Genomic DNA, 21,113 nt, shown 5'->3' on the forward strand with positions numbered 1-21,113 from the left:
CAGTCAGGAGATAAGAAATGCGGTGCATTGCACTGGCCGCGGCCTTAATTGCCGTGTGTACGGGTTTGCCGATATCGGCACAGGAAACAATTACCCTCGATGAAGCGCTCGCCAGAGCGGGCGTTGACGGTCAAGAGGGTACAAGTTCGAACAGCAATCCGCGCGTCTACGGCCCGCAAGCGGAAGCAGAAGCCGCGCGTGCGGCTATCGACCAGGCGCGGCTTCGGCCTAACCCTTCGCTGTCGTTCGAGGTGGAAGACATTGCAGGTTCCGGTGCATTTTCCGGCCTGCGCTCTTCCGAATATACTCTGGCGATCGGCCAGCAGCTTGAACTCGGCGGCAAACGAAGGGCGCGCATCGCGAGCGCACAGGCATCGGCCGACTTCACCGGCTTGCAGAGCGACCTCGCCCTGTCGCAACTCGCGCTGGGCGTTCGTGAGCGATATGTCGAAGCTGTCGCCGCAGGCCAGCGCCTCGTCCTGGCGCTCGAAATCGTCGAGCGGAACCGTGAGCTAGCCCGGATCGCCAGTGTGCTTGTCGAGGTCGGGCGAGAGCCGCCGCTGCGTGCCATGCGCGCCCGTGCAGCGCTTGCAGAAGCGGAAGCTGAGCTCCAGGCTGCAGAAGCTGCCGATCTAGCGGCACGTCAGGCGCTCGCGGCTCTTTGGGTGTCCGGCCGGCCCAACCCGGTGGTATCGAACGTCTTTCCTGATTTAGCGCCGCCGCTCGCGCCGCTGGGTTCCGAAGATCCCTTGCAGCTGCGCATTGCGGATGCGCGAACCACCTTTGCTGAGGCCGAAATTGCGCGTGAACGCTCGCTCGGTGTTCCCGACCCCACGCTGTCGGCAGGCGTGCGCCGATTTCAAGAAAGCAACGATCAAGCCTTCATTGTCGGGATTTCCATTCCGCTGCCTTTCCGCAACCGTAACCAAGGCAACATTGCAGCCGCTGAAGCGCAATATCGCGCGGCAAGCGCGAGCGAAGCGATAGCCGAGGCGGACTACCGCGTAGAGTTTGAGCGGACGCGAACGCTGTATCTGGCCGCCGAAACGCGAGTGGAGACCCTTTCCAGCGCATCTCTGCCGCAGGCCGAGGAAGCACTCCGACTTGTCGAGATAGGATACCGCAATGGCAGGTTTCCGCTGATCGAAGTTCTGGCAGCTGCCGAAGCGCGCGACGCCATTCGTGAAAACCTGATCCAGGCAGAAGAGACCCGCGGCCTGCTCGCCGCGCGGCTCATCTGGCTCACCGCACAGTGAGGCCAATTTCCATGACACGCAAACAACTCATCGCCGCGATCGGCATCCTCATTCTTCTGGCGGTTTCGGCCTGGGCCTTCTGGCCAGAAGGTCAAGATGCTCACTCTGAACACGGACATGCCGAGGACGGGCATAGCGAGGAGGGAGACGGTGAAGAAACCGACACTCCCGAAGGCACCGTGCCAATTACAGAAGAACAGATCACAGCTTCGTCGATAGAAATCGAAGCTGTCCAATTCGGCGCTGCGACTGAGCTCGTATTCCCCGCAACGGTCGCCGCGGCGCCGAGTGCCAGTGCGCGGATCGATGCACGCGCTTCCGGAGTCGTGAGAAGCGTGAACAAGACGCTTGGCGACTATGTCAGGCGAGGTGAGCCGATTGCCCGGATCGAAAGCGCTGACGCTGCCGGACTGGCTGCGCAGGTTGCTGCGGCGCGTGCCCGCGTAAACGAACTGTCCGCACTCTATGACCGGGAAAGGCGGCTGTTCGAGGCCAATGTGACGGCTCGGCAGGATCTCGAAGCTGCGCAGGCCAATCTGCAGGTAGCAAGGTCCGAACTTTCCCGCGCGCAAGCCGCATCCGCAGCTGCTGGTGTCAGCGGGGATGGACGGTCGCTTGCTGTGACGAGCCCGATTTCAGGGCAGATCACCAGCGCGCCGATCGTGCTCGGCTCCTATGTCTCAGCCGGTGAAGAGATGTTCCAGATCGTGAACGCGAGCGGCTTGCAAGTGCAGGTTGCTCTGCCAGCCAGCGATGCCGCGAGAATTAGGCCCGGCGACGAGGCAACGCTGGAATTCGGGGAGGAGCGGGAGATCGGCGGACGTGTGCGCTCGATAACCCCCGCGCTCGATCCGGAAAGCCGAAGCGCCACCGCTATTATTTCCCTTGCGAGGGCAGTGCCCGGATTACAGCCAGGCGCATTTTTGCAGGCGCGCATCCAGCCCTCAGGTGAAACCGATGCGACCTCGATCTCGGTGCCTGAATCCGCAGTTCAGATGGTCGAAGGCCGTGAAGTCGTGTTCGTTCGCACGCGTACCGGCTTTCGGGCGACGCCTGTCGTGACGGGATCGCGCTCTGGAGGGCGCATCGTGATCGAGTCCGGATTGCAGAATGGCCAGCGGATCGCGACCGAAAACGCCTTCCTGCTCAAAGCCGAACTCGGAAAAGAGGAAGCCGAACATGGACATTGATCGTTCTGAGAGCGGCTTCGAAAAAGAGGCCGGCAGCAATGGCGGCCTGATTGGCGGCGTCCTTGACTGGTCGGTGCGCAACCGCTGGGCGGTCGTAGTTCTGGCACTCGGCGTGGCGATCTGGGGCGCGTTCAATCTTGCGAAACTGCCGATCGATGCAGTGCCGGACATCACAAATGTTCAGGTGCAGATCAACACCGAGGCACCGGCGCTCTCGCCCTCACAAATCGAAACGCAGGTAACCTTCCCTGTCGAGACGGGCCTCGCCGGGATCGAGGGACTGGAAATGACCCGCTCGATCTCGCGCAATGGCTTTAGCCAGGTCACTGCGATCTTCGAGGAAGGCACGGATATCTATTTTGCGCGCTCGCAGGTGGAGGAACGGCTTGCCACGCTCGCCTCTTCGCTTCCTGCAGGTGCGGAGCCGTCGATGGGTCCGATTGCGACCGGTCTCGGCGAGGTGTTGATGTATACCATCGAATTCGAGCATCCGGGTGGAACGGATGCGCCAAAAGGCGGCGCCATTGGCTGGCAGAATGACGGAAGCTTTGTAACCGACCGGGGCGAGCGATTGGACACGGAGGTGGCGAGAGCCGCCTACCTGCGCACGGTGCAGGACTGGGTGGTCGCGCCGCTGATGCGCTCGGCCGACGGCGTCGCGGGCGTGGATTCGATCGGCGGCTTTGAAAAGCAATATCTGGTGCAGCCCGACCCGGATCGCCTGGGCGGCTACGGTGTTTCACTCGACCAGTTGATTACTGCGCTCGAAGCGGCGAACCAGGCGGAAGGCGCGAACTTCGTCGAACGTGCCGGCGAAGCGCTCCTGGCCCGTGTCGATTCCCGGCTGAATTCGGTAGAAGACATCGATCAGGCGGTGGTTACGACCCGCGAAGGCGTGCCGATCCGCGTAGGCGATGTTGCCACAGTCGAGATTGGCGGTGACCTTCGCACAGGGGCTGCCTCGCTCAACGGCGATGAAGCGGTCGTCGGAACTGTCCTGATGCGAGCGGGCGAGAACAGCCGGACGGTTGCCGCCGGCGCTGCAGAAAGACTTGAGGAAGTTCGCGCATCGCTGCCTGCCGGAGTGGTGGCTGAGATTGTCTACAATCGGTCCACTTTGGTCGATGCGACCATCGCTACGGTTCGCAACAATCTGGTGGAGGGCGCCTTGCTTGTCATCGTCGTCCTGTTCCTGCTGCTCGGAAACATCCGCGCTGCCATCATTGCCGCTCTGGTCATTCCTTTGTCGATGCTGATGGCAGCGATCGGTATGAACCGGCTCGGCGTATCGGGCAACCTGATGAGCCTTGGTGCGCTCGATTTCGGCCTGATCGTCGATGGCGCCGTCATCATTGTCGAGAACAGTATCGCCCGCCTCGCCCATAGGCAGGAGCTTGAAGGACGCTTGCTGACGCTGCGTGAACGCCTCGTGGAGACCCGCGCAGCAGCGCATGAGATGATCAAGCCGACCGTTTACGGTCAGGCGATCATCTTTCTGGTCTTTGCGCCTCTTCTCACCTTCACCGGTGTGGAAGGCAAAACCTTCACGCCTATGGCCATCACCGTCATGCTTGCCCTGGCTTCGGCTTTCATTCTGTCACTGACATTTGTCCCTGCGATGATCGCTCTCTTATTGAACAAGAAAATCAACGAGAAAGAAGTGAAGCCAATTCGCGTGGCAAAGGAACGTTATGGTCCGCTGCTGCGCAAAGCCCTCGCCCGTCCATGGCCGGTCATCGGCACCGGTGTCGGCGTATTTGCACTTGCAGCGCTGGTGTTCAGTTTCATCGGCAGCGAATTCACGCCGCAACTCGACGAGCGAGATCTGGCGGTGCAGTCGCTGCGCATCCCATCCACCCCATTGGAGCAGTCGCTCGCTATGCAGCGCCAGGTCGAGGCGCGCCTCACACAATTCCCACAGGTCGAGCTGGTGTTTTCGCGCACCGGCACGGCCGAGGTCGCAACCGATCCCATGCCGCCGAACATCTCGGATGCCTATGTGATCCTCAAGCCACGCGAGGAATGGCCCGATCCCTCGCTGTCCAAGGAAGAGCTGGTTAGCGAGATGGAAGAAGCGCTCGGCGGCCTCGTCGGCAATCTCTACGAGTTCAGCCAGCCCATCGAACTGCGCTTCAACGAGCTTATCGCCGGTGTCCGCGGCGATGTGGCGGTCAAGCTCTATGGCGATGATCTCACAGCCATGACTTCAGCTGCAAACGAAGTCGCCGCCGTGCTGCGCGGCGTCGAAGGCGCGGCCGACGTCAAGGTCCAGCAGGTCGCTGGCTTCCCGACACTCGATATCGCCTTTGATCGGCCCACGATCGCGCGCTACGGTCTAAGCGTCGAGGAGGTGGCGCAGTCCGTTGCCATCGCGCTTGGCGGTCGCAACGCCGGCCTTGTGTTCGAAGGCGATCGCCGGTTCGATGTCGTCGTCAGATTGTCTGATGCCAATCGCAACGATTTCGACCAGCTCGGCACCTTGCCAATTGTTCTACCCAATGGGGGAAGCATCCCGCTCAGAGCCGTAGCTCAATTCGAGGTCGTCGATGGGCTGGCCGAGGTCCGGCGCGAACAGGGCCGAAGACTGGTTATCGTATCCGCCAATGTGCGGGAACGTGATCTTGGCTCATTTGTCGAGCAGGCCCAGTCCGAAGTGGCCGCAAACGTCGATCTGCCATCCGCCTCGTTTATCGAATGGGGCGGGCAGTATCAGAACTTGCAGCAAGCGCAGCAGCGCCTGCTGATCGTGGTTCCGCTCGCCTTCGCGGTCATCCTGTTGCTGCTCTACATGGCGGTCGGCGGATGGGTTTCGGCGCTCGCGGTGTTCAGCGCGATTCCGATGGCACTGGCTGGCGGGGTCTTCTTTCTGGCCCTGAGAGGCATGCCATTCTCGATCTCGGCGGCCGTGGGTTTCATTGCTCTATCCGGCGTGGCCACCTTGAATGGTCTCGTCATGATAACCGCGATCAAGCAGCGGCTCGAAAAGGGTTTGGAGCTTGGTGAAGCGATTGTCGAAGGCGCAATTGCACGCCTCCGCCCGGTTCTGATGACGGCGCTCGTCGCCTCGCTCGGCTTCGTTCCGATGGCGCTTGCGACCGGAACCGGTGCCGAAGTGCAGCGCCCGCTCGCCACGGTTGTGATCGGCGGGTTGATAACGGCAACAGCGCTCACGCTGTTCGTGCTGCCTGCCATTGTGAGCCTGATTTTCGCGCAGAAGTCGCGGCGTAACGGTTCTTTGGACACGCCGGGCCCTGTCGATGCGTGACGTCTCGACCGGCTAGGAACATGCATAAACTCAAGAAGTTGGCTTAAAGGAGAGTAGATATGAAGAATATCAATATATTACCGACAATAGTCGGCATTATGACGATCTCGATAGCTCCTGTATCGGCACAGGAGCAGACTACGCCGGCTCCGATCGCCGGCGTCTGGAGCATCGGTGAAACGCGGTCCTGCGACAGCGGGCCGGCATGGGTGTTTTTCGCAGATGGCTTTTATGCCGAAGTGCAGCTTCCGGACGGTGCGCCCGCCGCTGTAGGCGTCTGGCGCGACGAGGGCGACGCCATCGCTTACACGCATGCCCACATGCCGTTCGAAGGTCATGAGCGGCCGATGAGAATTCGTCATTTGACCATTGAAGAGCGTAGCGCCGAGCGGTTGACGATGCGGAATTTTCGCGGCGATGCGCGCGTGTTTCACCGCTGTCCGGCAAGCTCTGTTCAAAAGCCAAATGGTCGCTCAGGCCATTAAATACGACAATCGGCGGACATCGAAATCACCCCAAGAATGGCGAAAGGTTTAAGAAGGGAAATACCATGAGCGGCGAGCATGAATTCGAGCTGGATACTGCTGAAAAGCGCCGAACTTTGTGGATTGTCCTGTGGCTTAATGTCGCGTTGGCCGTCGGTTTCTTGTTCGCCGGATACTTTGCCGACTCTAACGCGCTTCTCGCCAATGGTCTCGACAATGCATCTGATGCTCTTGTCTATGTCCTGAGCCTTTTCGCACTTAGCCGTTCTCGAGTGTGGAAGCGCAACGCGGCTCGCCTTTCAGGTGGCTTGCTCCTGTTGTTTGCCGTTGGCGTCATTGCCGATGCAATACGTCGCTTTCTGGAGGGCTCGGACCCTGGCGGCATCGAGATGATGGCCATGGCTGCGATCGCAGCCGTAGTGAACCTCATTTGCCTTCGCCTGCTGCAAAACCTCCAGCAGAAGGACGTCAATCTGCGAGCCGCAACGACTTTTAGCTTCAACGATTTTGTCGCTAATGGCGGGATTATTGTCGCTGGACTGGTCGTCATGCTTACTGGTGCGAATTGGCCAGATCTACTGGTCGGCGTCGCTGTTGCCGGGATCGCGATCTATGGCGGGATCGATATCCTGCGCGATGCGCACATGGACCAGCACGATGAAGAAGGCACGACCCACAGTGAGAACTAGAGCCAATTGCTCGTGGGCCTTATGCTGGCTCTCACCTCAAACTCTTATGCAAACTGCGGCTTTGCCAGCATCCAAATCGCCATGCCGATCATGAACAGGTTTTCGGTCAGCGAAACAAAGCCGAGCGGCACGTTGCTGTCCCCACCGACGCACGCGCATTTAAGTTCACGCTTGTCGATGTAGACCGCCTTGAACACGCTCGCTGCTCCGATTGTGCCGATGAAAAGCGCTACCGGAATCGAAATGATGTTTAGCACGTGCGCAGTCATCAGCACCCCGGCAAGCCCCTCGGCGAAGGGGTAGATGTACCCGTAGGGCACCCACCGTCTTGCGAGCAGGTCATAATTCAGGAACATGGTCGAGAAGCTCTCTACGTCGCGCAGTTTGAGATAAGCGAGGCCGCACATCGAGAAGCTTACGAACCACTCGGCAGAAAGGATCGAGACAGGCTGCCCATTGGCAACCCAGGCCGCTGCAAAGGCCATAAGAGCCATCATACCAAACAGCACAACGACAGGTCGATAGGTAATCCCGTCCTTCTCGACCGCATTCCCGAAATGGGCCGCGAGATCAGTGTATCCGCCTATGCGCTTGTCGCCGATCCAGGCTTGCGGTGTAGTTTTGACACTGTGCTCGTCCTTGAAAGCATCGGTTTCTTCACGCGTTGTCAGATGATGATCTTCGACCCTGTAGCCTTTGCGCTCAAGCAACCACTTGGCCTTCAGGCCTGACGGACAAAGATGATCGGGCATCACCATGCGATAGAGTTTTGCTGTTTTCATTTGAGTCATCTCTGATTGCCTCGACGAAGTCTTAGTGTTGCTGGGATAGATGCCCTGGCCCGTGGGACAGTTCCGCTCCCCAATACCCTTGCAGGACCACAGCGATGGCAGCGATTGACAGACCTGTGCGTAGGGTTCTTCGCGCATGGTCAGGAGGTCTCGCTGCGAGTAGCGCAAGACCAATCGACAAAACGGCCAGTCCCGTTCCGACCCACCTGTGCTGTTGCATCAGGGCTTCTCCTCCCATCCACATGCCAGTGTGTATCCAGCCAAAGAGAGCTGCAATGACTGTTCCAGCGGCAGCGAAATAAAGGATGATGCGGACGGTCTGTTCCAGACCGGAGTTGGGGCGAAGGATCAGCAAGGCCTCAACCGCAGCAGCCAACAAGAGCAGCGCAATCGGGAAGTGAACTGTGGCCGGGTGCAGCATACGCAGCGTTTCGAGAGCCGAACCGACCTCATCAGCAAGTTCGATCTCGCCCCCTGCTGCGTCCGCTTTCTTGGCAGCTGGCTCATCTCCTACCGCTTGCGCAACAGGCTTTTGCGCCGCCGCAGCGGTGCCATGTTGCTCATCGCCATGCGCCCAAACAGGCACACTTGTGAAAGCCGAAAACATCGCAATGCACAAAATCATCATTCTGGCGATAATTGTCATAAGTGCCTTCACCTCGTCTGTTTTCCGCCTTGGAATACGACCTACTGCTTGGTCAGCGCGGTAATCGTGTTGCCGTTTTCGGTTGCCTCGGCTGTAAACTCGATTGCATCACCCACAGCCACATCGCCGCGCACGTCTTCGCTGGCATCGAAAGCCATCACCATCTGAGGCCAGCCAAGCTCTGCAACGGGTTCGTGATCGACAGTGAGAGTGCCTGCCTCGGGATCAATGGCGGTTACGGTACCGATGGCACTGGCGGTTTTTGCACCCTCGCTCTCATCCATCGCTGACATATCATGTCCTTCCATCGACATCTCGTCCGCGCCCATTTCGTCCATGGTCTCCATCTCCTGCCCGCTGTCGCAAGCAGCGAGGGCCAAGGGCGCGGCCAGCAACATAACTAGGTTTGAGGTACGCATTCAGTTTCTCCTTCGGATTGTGTTGGCCGATCGGGCCGGGGGCGCCGCATCAAGAGATATGCGGCGGGGATAACGAACATGGAAAGCAGCGGCGCGGTGATCATGCCGCCCACCATCGGTGCGGCGATGCGGCTCATGACCTCCGATCCTGCGCCGGTTCCAATGAGGATCGGGAAGAGACCGGCAAGAATGACGGCCACGGTCATTGCCTTGGGACGCACGCGCAAAAGAGCGCCCTCCCTGATCGCTTCGCCCACGCCGTCCGCATCGAGGGCACCGCTGCGCCGGGCCAGTGCAGACTTGAGGTAGATCAGCATGATGACGCCGAATTCCGCTGATACCCCGGCAAGGGCGATGAAACCCACCGATGTCGCAACAGACTGGTTGTAGCCCATCAGATAGAGCAGCCAGAAGCCGCCGGTGAGTGCAAAGGGCAGCGTGCCCATAACCAGAAGCGCTTCGTCGAACCGGCGGAAGATCAGATAGAGCAGGATGAAGATGATGCCGAGCGTTGCGGGAATGACGACCTGCAACCGCTCATTCGCGCGAGTGAGATATTCAAATTGGCCCGCATAGGAAATGCTCACACCGGCAGGCAGATCGACGCCCTCTGACACCGCCGCCTGAAGATCGCTTACGACCGAAGTCAAATCGCGCCCGCGCGTGTCGACATAGACCACGCTGATGAGACGGCCCTGCTCATTCTTGAGCATAGGAGGGCCATCGCTGACGCTCACCTGTGCGACCGTTCCGAGCGTGATTTGCTGGCCTGACGGGGTTAACAAAGGCAGCGCGCGCAGTTCTCCGAGGCTGTCGCGGATCTCGCGCGGATAGCGGACATTGATGGGATATCGCGCCAGTCCTTCGACCGTTCTGCCGATATTTGCGCCGCCGATCGCGCCTGACACAATCTGCTGAACATCGGCGATGTTCAGCCCGAAACGCGCCGCAGCGACCCGGTCGATGTCCACATCGACATAGCGGCCTCCCGATAGACGCTCTGCCAAAGCGGAACTGACGCCGGGAACCTGTTTTGCGACATTCTCGACCTGCAACGCCACGCGCTCAATTTCGGCAAGGTCTTCGCCGGACACTTTCACACCGATTGGGCTCTTGATACCGGTCGCGAGCATGTCGATGCGGTTGCGGATCGGTGGCACCCAGACATTGGCGAGCCCCGGCACCTGCACCGCGCTGTCGAGTTCTTCCACCAGCTTCTCCGGCGTCATTCCGGGCCGCCAGTCTTCGCGCGGTTTGAAGCGGATCGTTGTCTCGAACATCGTTAGCGGTGCAGGGTCGGTCGCAGTATCCGCACGTCCGGCTTTTCCGAAAACGGTGTCGACTTCCGGCACAGATTTGATCAGTCGGTCTGTCCGCTGAAGCAATGCGGACGCTTCACCGGGAGATAGGCCGGGCAGCGCGCTCGGCATGTAAAGGAGGTCGCCTTCATCGAGCGGCGGCAGGAATTCTCCTCCCAGACGGGTGAACGGGACCAGCGCTGTAAGGAATACAAGGCCTGCCACAACCAAAGTGGTTTTCGGTCGGCGCATTACCCAATCAAGACCCGGCCGATAGGCCTTGGTCAGCAAGCGGTTGAGGACGTTGGTGTCCTCCTTGGGTATCTTCCCGCGGATCAGCCACCCCATCAGAACGGGAACCAGCGTCACCGACAGAATGGCGGCCGCCGCCATGGCATAGGTCTTTGTGAAGGCCAGCGGCGAAAAGAGGCGGCCTTCCTGCGCCTGCAGAGTAAACACCGGCAGGAACGATAGGGTTATGATAAGGAGGCTGAAAAACAGCGCTGGCCCCACCTCTTTCGATGCTTCCGCAATCAGCTTCCAGCGCTCATCGTTGGACATCTGCTCGCCCGGATGGTCCTCTTCCCAATGCTCGATGTGTTTGTGCGCGTTCTCGATCATGACGATGGCAGCGTCGACCATCGCGCCAATTGCGATGGCGATGCCGCCCAGGGACATGATGTTCGCATCGACCCCTTGGAAACGCATCACGATAAAGGCCGCCAGCACCCCCAATGGAAGCGTGACGATAGCCACCAGTGCTGATCGCACATGCCACAAGAACAGCGCGCATACGATCGCAACGATGATGAATTCGGCAATAAGTTTTCCGGTCAGGTTTTCGATCGAGGCGTCGATCAGCTTCGAACGATCATAGGTCGTGACAATCTCGACCCCTTCGGGAAGACTGGCTTGGAGTATTTCGAGCTTCTCTTCGACAGCCGCGATGGTCGCCCGCGCATCCTCACCCTGTCTGAGCACAACAATACCGCCTGCGACCTCGCCTTCGCCATTGAGTTCGGCGATGCCTCGCCGCATTTCGGGGCCAAGCTGAATCGTGGCGACATCGGACAAGGTGACGGGGATGCCGTTTCCGACCGATTTCAGCGGAATCTGTCTGAAGTCTTCGAGAGACGTGAGATAGCCTGATGCGCGGACCATAAACTCCGCCTCGCCCATTTCGACCACCGATCCGCCAGCTTCCTGATTGGAGGCCTGGATGGCACGCACGACCTCGCTGTAAGTGACGCCAAGCGAAGCCATCCGGTAGGGTTCCAGCACGATCTGGTACTGCTTGACCATGCCGCCGACGCTGGCGACCTCTGCAATGCCCGGAATAGTCTGGAGCTCATAACGCAGGAACCAGTCCTGAAGACTTCTGAGGCCAGCAAGATCGCTGTTCCCCGTTCGGTCAATCAGCGCATATTCGTAAATCCAGCCCACCCCCGTCGCGTCCGGCCCTAGCGAACTGGTCACTCCTTCGGGCAATTCGTTTTGCACTTGGTTGAGATATTCAAGCACGCGCGAGCGCGCCCAATAGAGGTCGGTCCCGTCCTCGAAGATCACATAAACGAAGCTGTCGCCGAACATCGAATAGCCGCGCACAGTTTCCGCTCCCGGCACCGAGAGCATCGTCGTCGCAAGCGGATAGGTGACCTGATCTTCGACGATGCGTGGAGCTTGCCCAGGATAATTCGAGCGAACCACAACTTGTACATCAGACAGATCGGGGATCGCATCGACCGGCGTTGCGCGTACCGCCCAGAAGCCGGCGAGGGTGACCGCGATGGCCGCCAGAACGATGAAAAACCGATTGGCGATCGATGCGTCAATAATCCGCGCAATCATCGTTCGACCTTCCGAATGGACTCGATGCGCGGACCGGTGTCGTGCTGCGAGAACGTGAACTCGACATCGTCCCCCGGTTCGAGACCCTCGACCAAAGAGGCGTCGGCCAGGGCAAAGGGCATCACCATGCTCGGCCATTCGAGGGCGGGAACCGGCGCGTGATTGAGAGTGATCGAAGCTCCGGCAATCTTCGTTATGCTTCCCGTGGCAGTGTAGGTTTTCATCTTTGCTGAGCCGTCCGACGCCATGCTTATGGTGCCATCGATCGACCTGACATCGATCCCGGCCAAACTCGCTTCAGAGTCGATCAGGAACTGACCCGAGGTGACGACTTGCTCGCCTTCGGCGAGGCCCCCGAGTATCTCGGTCCTGCCATTCGCCTCGCGCCCGATTTCGACCTCGGCAGGTAGGAAGGCCCCGTCATCCTGCTTGAGCATCACAAGATTGCGGCGTCCGGTTCGAATAACCGCCTCCGACGGCACCAGCAGAGCACGCCGTGTGTCGGGTGAGAGCGAGACCTGCGCGAACATCCCCGGCTTCAACCTGCCGCGTGGGTTCGGCAGCTCAGCCCGGACGGTGATCGTCCGGCTTGCTGCATCGGCGCTGGGCAAAATGGCCGTAATGCTCCCTGCAAATCGTTCATCGGGAAACGCTGCCAGAGTGGCGCTGACAGTCTGACCCTGCCGTACGTTTGCGGCCTGTGCCTCGGGAACTGAGGCTTCCAGCCATATCGGCGAGAAGCCTGTAATCTCGGCCAGTGTCTGACCTTCCATCACCGTCATGCCCGGCCGCACACCGAGCATGGTGACAGCGCCGCCTACCGGAGCAGTGACAGTGATCGTGTTTTGCGCTCTGCGTGTGCGTTCAACCGACGCGATCATTGCGTCGGTCATGCCGAGCAAGCGCATGCGCTGCCGCATCGCGTCTGCAAGTGCCTGATCGCCGGTATCGAGCACGGCAATGTACTCACGCTGCGCACCGCCCCAGTCAGGAACGAGAATATCGACTATCGGAGTGCTGCGACCCACGACATCGTCCTGCGCAAGGCCATAGGTGCGTTGGACATATCCGCCCGCTCTTGGCTGGACGATGGCAACATCTCGGCTATTGTAGGCTAGGACGCCCGTCACGGTGATTTCCGGCTCGAGAACTCCGAACTCCGCCGCTGCCGTGCGAATGCCGAAATTCTGGACCAGGCCTGGATCAATCCGGACGCCCGCTTTCGCAGCTTCTCCCGCGCACTTGGGAACCAGCATCATGTCCATGAAGGGCGACTTGCCAGGCTCGTCAAAGCGCTGTCCGGGAACCATCGGATCGTACCAGTAAAGGACCTCTTCGCACTCCGCCTCAGCGGAGCCCGACATCCCACCCTCGCTCTCATCGCCTATAAGCGAGAGCGCATATCCCGCGCCGAGGCTGACAAGCGCGACGGCTGCCATGATTGCATAGGTTCGCTTTGAAGGGCCGGAGCTGTCGACTGTATTGCTCATGGCTGCTGCTCCCCGTAGGTCAAGCGAAGCATCTCTGCCCATTCCACGGTCGCAGCTTCGCGTTCAAAGATTTCAAGATCGAGCAAGGCCAAATCTGCCTTTGCTGCAATCACATCGATCAGGTCTGCGTTTCCGGCAGCAAAGCTCGCCGTCTCCAGTTCAACCCGTTGCCGGGCCAGCGGCAGTAATTCATCGCGGGCGCGTTCCCATTGACGCTTCGCGCTGCGCCATGAGGCGAGATCGGATTCGAATTGCACACGCAGTGCCCGCAAACGATCGTCGCGCTCTGCCTGCGCCGCAGCAGCTTCTGCCTCGGCGGCACGAATGCGCGGCTTTTGACGTCGATCGGTAAAAATGGGCAGGGTGACCGATCCCATGACAGAGAATGCGTCTCCGAAGGCAGGGTCGCGTCGGCCATAGTTCACGCTCACGCCGAAGTCGGGGCGCAAGTCGGCGCGCGCGAGGTCGGCGTTCGCTTCTGCGCGTCCGGTGGCAGCATCGGCAAGACGGATGACGGGGTTAAGGTCCAGAGCTTGTTCGAGGCTGCCGCTGTCGACATCGGCCGCTGGCGCATCACCCGCGACTGTAGGGTCGTCTGTCTGAATGTAGCTCGAGAGCATGGCGCGCGCGGCATCTCTTTCGGCTTCAATTCTTGTGATTGCATCTTCAATCACAAGGAGCTCGCGGCGAATGGCAAGGCTTTCAGCTGGACGCGCTGACCCCGACGCGACAGCGCTGTTTGCCACCGGCTGAAGCCTGCGCAGATCGCTCAGCGCCGTATGGGCGAAGGCGAGCTTCTCCTCGGCATAGTACAAGTCGATCCAGGCGGTTGATGTGGCGATATCGATCCGCTGCTGCGCAACTCCAAGCCGCATTTCCGCGACCGCGACGTCTGAGTCCGCGACGCCTCGACGGGCTCTTCGCCGTGCAAGGTTTGGGATTGGTTGCTCAACACCAATAGCTATCTGCGTTGGAAGCTGGCGATCAAACTCGAACGCCACAGGCCCGGTGATTGGCAAGTTTGCAATCCCGCCACGCAAAACAGGATCGGGCAACTCATCTGCGGCATCCGAGGCATCTCGTGTGCCGTCGATACGCAATTGCGCGGCCTGGAGCAGCGGCTGATCCTCGCGCGCTGCCCGCAAAGCTTCTTCATAGCCAACCGGCTGCGCGAGCACGACCTGCGCCGGCATCAGGGCGGCGGCAAGGATACCGCCTATGGACCGTTTCATGGAAAAATCTCACTCGATGTAAGCGATGCGCACGCCCAGCAGTCCATCACTGCTCGTTGATGAACAGTGACGCTCACAGACAGCATCTCAACAAGGGGCTGACAGCCCCGCTGTTACATTGGAGTTAGAAGCGCGGAGGCGGGTAGTCAGGCGGAAGCGCTCGACCAGCCAATTGATCAGTTACCGCCGTAAAAAACTGCTTGGTATTAGGGGGAAGGTTATTGGACAGGTTGGGAAGGGTGTTCCCCATCAAAACCGGAGCAACAGCGTTCATGGAAAGCATGCACTTCAACGACATGTCATCACAAGGGTCATTTTGATTTTGACCTGCGTGCCCGGAATGATCCGACGCGTGATGCTTCATCTTGGCGCAGTCCGCCAAGGTCATAGTTTCTGCTTGGGAGAGCGATGCAGCCTGGGCCGAAACCTGAAAGATCAGGCCGAGGCACATTAATACCGCAATGATGTTCCCGAAAACACGCATTGCCGAGACATAGGTGACAAACGCTTTCCCGACAAGGCGCGAAGTCTGAATAGCCAAGTTGTTCTGGGTAGTGGATTCCATGTTTATGTCGGTTGCGGCATTCTCAAACTCGACATGAAACTGTAATCACCAACCTCCGATTTCAATCCGTTCAGTCCACCAAAATCAAAATTCAGAGGTACTATTGAACAAGTCAGCGGGCCGTTTTGTGGTCCTTTTGATATCCACACATGGGAATATGCTTATTTATCAAAGGCATAGAATTTTAATTCGAGTCCTCTTCTGGGCACCATTTATCTGAAAATATACAATAAAAACAAGGTGCTGCGTGGATTCTCGAAATCCGGCCCACCCTTCCGTCCACCTCGATTTTTGCGATGTAGTGGGTTTGCATGTGCTCCTATGTTCCTTCCAATCACGCAGGTTGGAGAGAACAGATGGCCAAAGCGGATAGAACAAAGGGCGGCTCTATAGATCTGCTGATCGAGATCGATAGCTTCGAGCAATCCTATCACATTGCAGATCACCGGGCTGAGATTGGCCGCGTGGACGACGAGGCAATAATCGACATTCGCGGGAAGATCGTGCGATCCAGCTACCAGCAGCCTTTGGTTGGCGCGCCCGCTGACTTGTCACTGGTCTGTTCTCAGTCTTACCATGCCGCTCCTGATGCATCGGAGGCGCCGTTGCCGATGCTCATGACAGCGAGCCATGTCAAAGGCAGGTTCAAAGCCTTGGGTTACTTGCCTCCCGAGCCATTCTGGGCGCTTCCGAAAATGATCTCGTCTGGCAGGGTGTCTCACGTCATTGTCGATTATCGGGCAGGGGTCGGCAGAGGCTACGAGCTTCATGCCTTGTATTTTTCATCCCACGAAAACATCAAGCGCCAAGAGCTAGTCCACTCGCCATAGCGCGCTCGCATCTAGCCAATTGCCCTTGCGTATGATCTCGTCGCTGATAGCATTCGAAGTGCCTCGGAGGCTTTTGCCAACCCCGAGCATCGCGATGCTCTTCAATTAGGAGACATCGTGATGAGGATTTTGTCGAAGCGTCAGGTCAAGGAGTTAGTACTGTATTCGCCTCAGCACATCGCACGTCTGGAAAAGGCCGGCCAATTCCCCAAGAGGGTACAGCTTGGCCCGAGCCGGGTCGGATGGGTTGAGGACGAAGTGCTGGACTGGCTGCAGAAGCGCCTGGAAGCCCGAGACGAACCTGTCCGGCACTCCTGAGAAGGAGCGGGTGGTCGAGTTTGCAAGCTTGGCCACCCAACTTAATCGAAACGTTCGACATCAATATTCGGCTGCCCCATGCGGCTGATGTAGGCACCAAATCTCTGCACAATGTTAGAAAGGAAGGGCGCGGCGATTGAAGCCACCCGATCACCAAGCCGCTGATTGAGTTCTTCCATTGACATCGACTTCAGATCGCCAAAATGGACCAGCAGTGGTTCATCCTGTCCCGGCAGTGGTGGCAGGAAGTGTTTGGCAGGGCCAAGATTCTGGTTAACGTACGCACGGAGGAACTCGGCAGGCTCCCTCTTCTTCTTTTTGCTCGTCGCTTCCTTCAAAGTTTGGACCTGATCCTTCCAGTCCTTGATCCCCGGCAGGCACTTAGCGAGAATAACGTTTGGCACTTTTTGGGTTGCCATGTCGCATTGTGGCGTCAGGACGACCCACGTGTCCCCATCAAGGCTAAAAATGTCGCCGGTGTGCGACCTGTCTTCAAGAAGGGATGGGCTCACGTAGGCCTCAAATGGGTGCCAAGCGACTGAATCCGGCCCATCCAGCCCGAGAAGCTCTGCTATGTGACTGACGTATTGGCGCGTAACTATGTCAACCAAGTCCGTATCGCTACCGTCTTCGAGAGCGGCAAAGCTACTCCATTTGGGCCAAATCCGGCGTAAGAAAACCTCTGCCGCAGAGCCATCAATCTTGCTTCGCGCCGCGTCCAACACACCCAGCATACCCCACAGTTCCGAGAACCATGAGACTGCTTGGTCATAGGCGGTTCCATCATCATTTTCTGGTGCGTTCTTGTCGAACACGCGAACTTGCCCGGCTTCCCTGACTTCTGCTTCAAGAACGCTATCATCAGCGGTCATAATTCCGACAGGTATGCCACGTTCTCTCATGGCCATGAGCGCCAAACGGTTGCCCGAAGGATTGGCGGTTTGAGCGACCTGATCTTCAGATCGAACGCGGAGATCGAAGAGCGCCACATCAAATCTCTGCCGCCTCAGCAGTTCCTCTGCCTGTTCAACCGTTTCGGCTTTTTCATGATGCCAGCATCTTCCTGTCTCAGCATTCTTCTCGTTCCAGTCCTGAATGGCTGTTTCAAAAAGGTCCTGCTGAGCAGCTTCATCGTCGACAAATAGGATGTATCTATCTGGCATTGTTATCCATCACCCTCGGAAATCGGATTTCGAATCTAGCACCATCGGGAAACTCAGGGTGGTAAGCCAAGGTTGCGTCGGATCGGGCCAAGGCTTCCTTCGCAATATTCAGACCAAGACCGGTCCCACCGGTCTTCAAAGAGAAACCCACATCGAAAATCAGTTCAGCAAACTCTTCTTTGACGCCGGGGCCATTGTCCTCGACGTAAACAACGGCATTCTCACCTTTCGCGCGAATGACAATCGAGATTTGCGGATTCTCGGTATTGGAGTCTTCCAACCAATGCAGTGAGTTGGCGATTAAGTTGACCAATGCGGTCGACAGATCGTCCTGGTAGCCAATCAGTTCTATCACGTCGTCAGGATTTGATACTTGGATCGGTACGTTACGATTCTGAAAGAGGTCGATAGCGCCATTGATAGTGTTGATCGCAAAGAAGAAGCTTGGCGGCCCACGTTTGCCCCCAGCGAGCGGCTTGAGATTCCGGAACAGGGTGGCAAGTTTCCCGGCATTGTCAGCAAGCATGGGGAGCTTTTTCTTGAATTGAGCCTTTGCTTCGTCGGTCTTCTTGCCGCGGCCTCCGAATAGATCGGGATAGAGCCTCTTGAGCCTCGATGCGGTCGTGGCGATGTATGAGGCAGGTTGAGCGCCTTCGTGTAGCACCTCGCTTACAATGGCACCCAGCGAAGACTTGGCCTCCAGAATTCTCTGACGCTCTTCCAGTTGGTCAATCCGGTCGGTTAGTCGCGCAGATTCCGTATCCAAGAGTTTTTCGGCTTTCGCACGTTCGACTGGCTCAAGGGATTGAACCAGTTTCCGAATCTTGCCCAACTCAGCAAGCTGTCTTGCCTCTTGATATGTTGTTTGGCTTTTTCTCGATATTCCGGCTTGCGACCTGAACTTGTATCGCCGTGGCTCGACTTCACGGTCCAGCAACACCTCGACTTGTCTTGTGAGGCGTCTGAATGCTCCGTTCTCCTCGAAACCTTCACGACTACTACGTTCGACGAGATTGGATTCATCTTGATCTTCTACCGTGATGTAGCCTGCAATCTGATTGTGGCCCACATGAAGTGATGGATTTTGAACGCGACGCTTATCGAGAGTTAGCCAGTCATTATCAGGGTCGCCGTAAGGCCTTATCCGAAATCCACTTCTGTAGATTGCCACACCAGCAATGTTGTCGAGAATTTTGCGAGCCTCAGTCGCTGTAAGATCACCCAAGCCGGCGGCTCGCATATTGCTGCGCAAAGCATCCGCTTCACGGTCGAACAGGAATAGGCGCACTCCTACCGGACCGCAGCTCTCTTCTTCTTCATCCCACTGTATGCTTATCTCGAATTTCTGACGCCCCGATCCAGCACGACGGTTTTCAAACGTACCATCAAAATTACCCTCAGCGTCAAACGTTCCAACAACCTCATAGTCGCAACTCGTCAGAAGCGGGAAAGGCAGGACTTGGTTCGGCTTGGATGTACTCTCGTCTGATTCGCCACCGGCAGAATTGGCGAGATCAAGCAGCGCTTTCCCATCAAAACCTGCAGTCTCCTTGGTGCATTCTGTGAGATCGAGGAATATCTCGAACCGATCCTCGGTGCCCTCCAATACGATAGGTGAAAGCAGGCGCCGCAGCTCCAATATGAGCCGATTAATCTTCGCCTCAGGCCATGCTTCATGCAGGTCGAGAACTTCGATCAGCGTGCCGCTCGGACCATCTGTTAGCTGCGTATAGTAGTCTATCGCCACATCAGAGAGATAGGTCTCTCCGTCAAACACAGACCAATCCAACTCGGGAATCAAGACTTCCTCGCGCTTATCCTCGCGCTCACTCGTAGACATCAACGCCATCCGACCACCGAGCTTGGCCGCCGCAAATCTGCCTATCCCCTTTGACCCCATCATGAGTCGCCCTTTTTGCGGCGATCTTCGATTCTTGGTCTTTGCGGTCGTGGCCGGTTCCATCCATTTGTCCGTGATGTCTGAGAGGGCCATCCCGTGACCATCGTCTTGAATGGTTATTCGGCCCTGCCCGCTTCTCAGGGGAGGATGGAATTTCACAGTGACTGTTGAAGCGTCCGCGTCGTAGGAGTTTTTAACCAGCTCAATGACAGCAGCTTCCGGCCCACTGATTAACTGGTCGCCGATCGTACGAATAATCCTCGCCCTCGGCTTGAATCTCAACTTCTCAAGTTCTTCTGACACGTACGTCTTCTCCAAGAACCTAAGCTAGGTGACGCGAAAATTGTTGTCGACCAAATGATTGCGGGAAGCAGACCCTAACGTACAATTCACGCACTTTTCCACCATGTTCCGTTTTTGTTCTGGACATTTTGTTCGCTTTCTGGGATTCAATGGGACACATTGTCCAAAAGCGTCCCAGAGGTTTTCATGCTGAGCGAAACAACTAATAGTAAATTTTCGGTCCTGAGGAGAAAAGCTGGCCTATCCGTAGAAGACGTAGCCAAGCTGATCGGACGAACTGACAGGACCGTCCGGCGTTACGAGGCCAAAGATGGAGCGCCTCCACAACTTGTAATCGATACGCTTCAGCGCGTTGCTCAGATCGGGACGACTGCTTCGTCCGGATCTGATTGTGCCTTTCGTTTCATAGACCTCTTCGCCGGTATTGGCGGACTACGAAGGCCGTTTGAGGGGATCGGCGGCAAATGTATTTTTACTTCAGAATGGGACCGCTTTGCGCAGGAAACATACCTCGCCAATTTCCCCGATGATGAAGATCATCAGATGGTTGGTGATATTCGGCCATTCGCAGAAGATCCTTCTAAGATTCCTGCACATGACGTTCTGCTCGCAGGGTTCCCATGCCAACCATTCTCGATTGCAGGGGTGTCAAAAAAGAATTCGCTCGGACGTCCTCATGGGTTCATGTGTGATACCCAAGGCACCTTGTTTTACGACGTGGCGAAGATCATTAGTCACCATCAGCCAGCAGCTTTCCTGCTTGAGAACGTGAAAAACCTTAAACGTCACGATGGCGGTAGGACATTCGCCACCATCATGCACGTATTGGAGGAAGAGCTAGGCTATAAGGTTCACACGAAGGTTGTGAGTTCGGAACCTTGGGTGCCGCAAAAACGGGAGCGTATTTTCATCGTCGGTTTTAAAAACTGCGGTACGTTCTCATTTGAAGATTTGGCCATCCCTGACTACGCTGATGGCCCGGTGCTTGGCGACATTCTCGAAGATCAGGTCGATCCCAAATACACACTGACCGAGAAACTCTGGAGCTATCTCCAGAACTACAAGAAGAAGCACGCCAAGGCTGGAAACGGGTTTGGCTACTCCCTGTTTGGTCCGGGCGATGTCACGAGGACTCTCTCTGCTCGTTACTACAAGGACGGATCAGAAGTTCTCGTTGCCCAAAAGAACAATCGGCCGAGGAGACTGACGCCACGTGAGTGCGCGCGTCTCATGGGCTTTGACAGCCCACGGTCATCTGACTTCGTTATTCCGGTATCTGATACACAGGCATATCGCCAGTTCGGTAATGCCGTGGTTGTTCCGGCAGTCCAAGCAGTTGCGAATACCATGAAACCACACATTCTTGATGCGGTCTCAGTCCCCGCGATTGAACCACTGAAGGAAGCAATGGCTGTCGCCTGACTT

General features: G+C 57.5%; 17 protein-coding genes. 8 read left to right on the forward strand and 9 right to left on the reverse strand.

The window, feature by feature from the left end; genetic code table 11:
* The first annotated feature begins 17 nt into the window (after positions 1 to 17).
* The 5 genes from AC0V6O_RS01800 (at position 18) to AC0V6O_RS01820 (ending at position 6,885) form a co-directional block, all read left to right on the forward strand.
* Positions 18 to 1,256, forward strand: coding sequence for a TolC family protein (locus tag AC0V6O_RS01800; RefSeq protein ID WP_486141239.1), 1,239 nt, complete (start codon positions 18 to 20; stop codon positions 1,254 to 1,256).
* An 11-nt stretch (positions 1,257 to 1,267) separates the two neighbouring features.
* Positions 1,268 to 2,446, forward strand: a complete 1,179-nt coding sequence (locus AC0V6O_RS01805) for an efflux RND transporter periplasmic adaptor subunit (RefSeq protein ID WP_486141240.1) — start codon at positions 1,268 to 1,270, stop codon at positions 2,444 to 2,446.
* Positions 2,447 to 2,492: 46 nt separating this feature from the next.
* Complete coding sequence (locus AC0V6O_RS01810; RefSeq protein ID WP_486145462.1) at positions 2,493 to 5,711, forward strand: efflux RND transporter permease subunit; 3,219 nt, start codon at positions 2,493 to 2,495, stop codon at positions 5,709 to 5,711.
* A gap of 59 nt (positions 5,712 to 5,770) precedes the next feature.
* Positions 5,771 to 6,196: a hypothetical protein gene (locus tag AC0V6O_RS01815; RefSeq protein ID WP_298336107.1), complete on the forward strand. Its 426-nt coding sequence runs from the start codon at positions 5,771 to 5,773 to the stop codon at positions 6,194 to 6,196.
* A gap of 65 nt (positions 6,197 to 6,261) precedes the next feature.
* Positions 6,262 to 6,885, forward strand: a complete 624-nt coding sequence (locus tag AC0V6O_RS01820) for a cation diffusion facilitator family transporter (RefSeq protein ID WP_298336109.1) — start codon at positions 6,262 to 6,264, stop codon at positions 6,883 to 6,885.
* Positions 6,886 to 6,929: 44 nt separating this feature from the next.
* Here the strand turns inward: AC0V6O_RS01820 and AC0V6O_RS01825 are convergent, their stop codons facing one another.
* The 7 genes from AC0V6O_RS01825 to AC0V6O_RS01855 form a co-directional block, all read right to left on the reverse strand.
* Entirely contained in the window at positions 6,930 to 7,676 is a 747-nt protein-coding gene (locus AC0V6O_RS01825) for a glutaredoxin family protein (RefSeq protein WP_298336111.1), read from the reverse strand.
* A 22-nt stretch (positions 7,677 to 7,698) separates the two neighbouring features.
* Positions 7,699 to 8,283 carry a DUF2231 domain-containing protein gene (locus AC0V6O_RS01830; RefSeq protein WP_486141241.1) on the reverse strand — a complete coding sequence of 195 codons (585 nt, stop codon included), beginning with the start codon at positions 8,281 to 8,283 and terminating at the stop codon, positions 7,699 to 7,701.
* A gap of 80 nt (positions 8,284 to 8,363) precedes the next feature.
* The gene (locus tag AC0V6O_RS01835) at positions 8,364 to 8,741 is read right to left on the reverse strand and encodes a copper-binding protein (RefSeq protein ID WP_486141242.1); all 378 of its coding nucleotides are present in this window, start codon (positions 8,739 to 8,741) and stop codon (positions 8,364 to 8,366) included.
* Entirely contained in the window at positions 8,723 to 11,887 is a 3,165-nt protein-coding gene (locus tag AC0V6O_RS01840) for an efflux RND transporter permease subunit (RefSeq protein WP_486141243.1), read from the reverse strand. The genes AC0V6O_RS01835 and AC0V6O_RS01840 overlap by 19 nt, the downstream gene beginning before the upstream one ends.
* Complete coding sequence (locus tag AC0V6O_RS01845) at positions 11,884 to 13,377, reverse strand: efflux RND transporter periplasmic adaptor subunit (protein ID WP_486141244.1); 1,494 nt, start codon at positions 13,375 to 13,377, stop codon at positions 11,884 to 11,886. The genes AC0V6O_RS01840 and AC0V6O_RS01845 overlap by 4 nt, the downstream gene beginning before the upstream one ends.
* A complete protein-coding gene (locus AC0V6O_RS01850) occupies positions 13,374 to 14,609 on the reverse strand; it encodes a TolC family protein (protein WP_486141245.1) in 1,236 nt (411 codons plus the stop codon). Before AC0V6O_RS01850 ends, AC0V6O_RS01845 begins: the two co-directional genes overlap by 4 nt.
* 124 nt (positions 14,610 to 14,733) lie before the next feature.
* Positions 14,734 to 15,174, reverse strand: coding sequence for a hypothetical protein (locus AC0V6O_RS01855; protein ID WP_486141246.1), 441 nt, complete (start codon positions 15,172 to 15,174; stop codon positions 14,734 to 14,736).
* A gap of 356 nt (positions 15,175 to 15,530) precedes the next feature.
* On the opposite strand from AC0V6O_RS01855, the gene AC0V6O_RS01860 reads away from it, so the two are divergent.
* A complete protein-coding gene (locus AC0V6O_RS01860) occupies positions 15,531 to 16,004 on the forward strand; it encodes a hypothetical protein (RefSeq protein WP_486141247.1) in 474 nt (157 codons plus the stop codon).
* A gap of 120 nt (positions 16,005 to 16,124) precedes the next feature.
* Positions 16,125 to 16,322 carry a helix-turn-helix transcriptional regulator gene (locus AC0V6O_RS01865; protein ID WP_081888610.1) on the forward strand — a complete coding sequence of 66 codons (198 nt, stop codon included), beginning with the start codon at positions 16,125 to 16,127 and terminating at the stop codon, positions 16,320 to 16,322.
* Positions 16,323 to 16,363: 41 nt separating this feature from the next.
* Here AC0V6O_RS01865 and AC0V6O_RS01870 read toward each other — a convergent pair whose 3' ends face one another.
* Both AC0V6O_RS01870 and AC0V6O_RS01875 read right to left on the reverse strand, forming a co-directional pair.
* The gene (locus AC0V6O_RS01870; protein WP_486141248.1) at positions 16,364 to 17,485 is read right to left on the reverse strand and encodes a hypothetical protein; all 1,122 of its coding nucleotides are present in this window, start codon (positions 17,483 to 17,485) and stop codon (positions 16,364 to 16,366) included.
* Positions 17,475 to 19,688 (reverse strand): sensor histidine kinase, encoded by a 2,214-nt coding sequence (locus AC0V6O_RS01875; protein WP_486141249.1) that lies wholly within the window; start codon positions 19,686 to 19,688, stop codon positions 17,475 to 17,477. The genes AC0V6O_RS01870 and AC0V6O_RS01875 overlap by 11 nt, the downstream gene beginning before the upstream one ends.
* A gap of 186 nt (positions 19,689 to 19,874) precedes the next feature.
* Here AC0V6O_RS01875 and dcm point away from each other — a divergent pair, with 186 nt between their 5' ends.
* Positions 19,875 to 21,110, forward strand: coding sequence for a DNA (cytosine-5-)-methyltransferase (gene dcm, locus AC0V6O_RS01880; protein ID WP_486141250.1), 1,236 nt, complete (start codon positions 19,875 to 19,877; stop codon positions 21,108 to 21,110).
* The last annotated feature ends 3 nt before the right edge of the window (positions 21,111 to 21,113 follow it).

It is taken from the genome of Erythrobacter sp. JB2-19 (genome assembly GCF_057365005.1).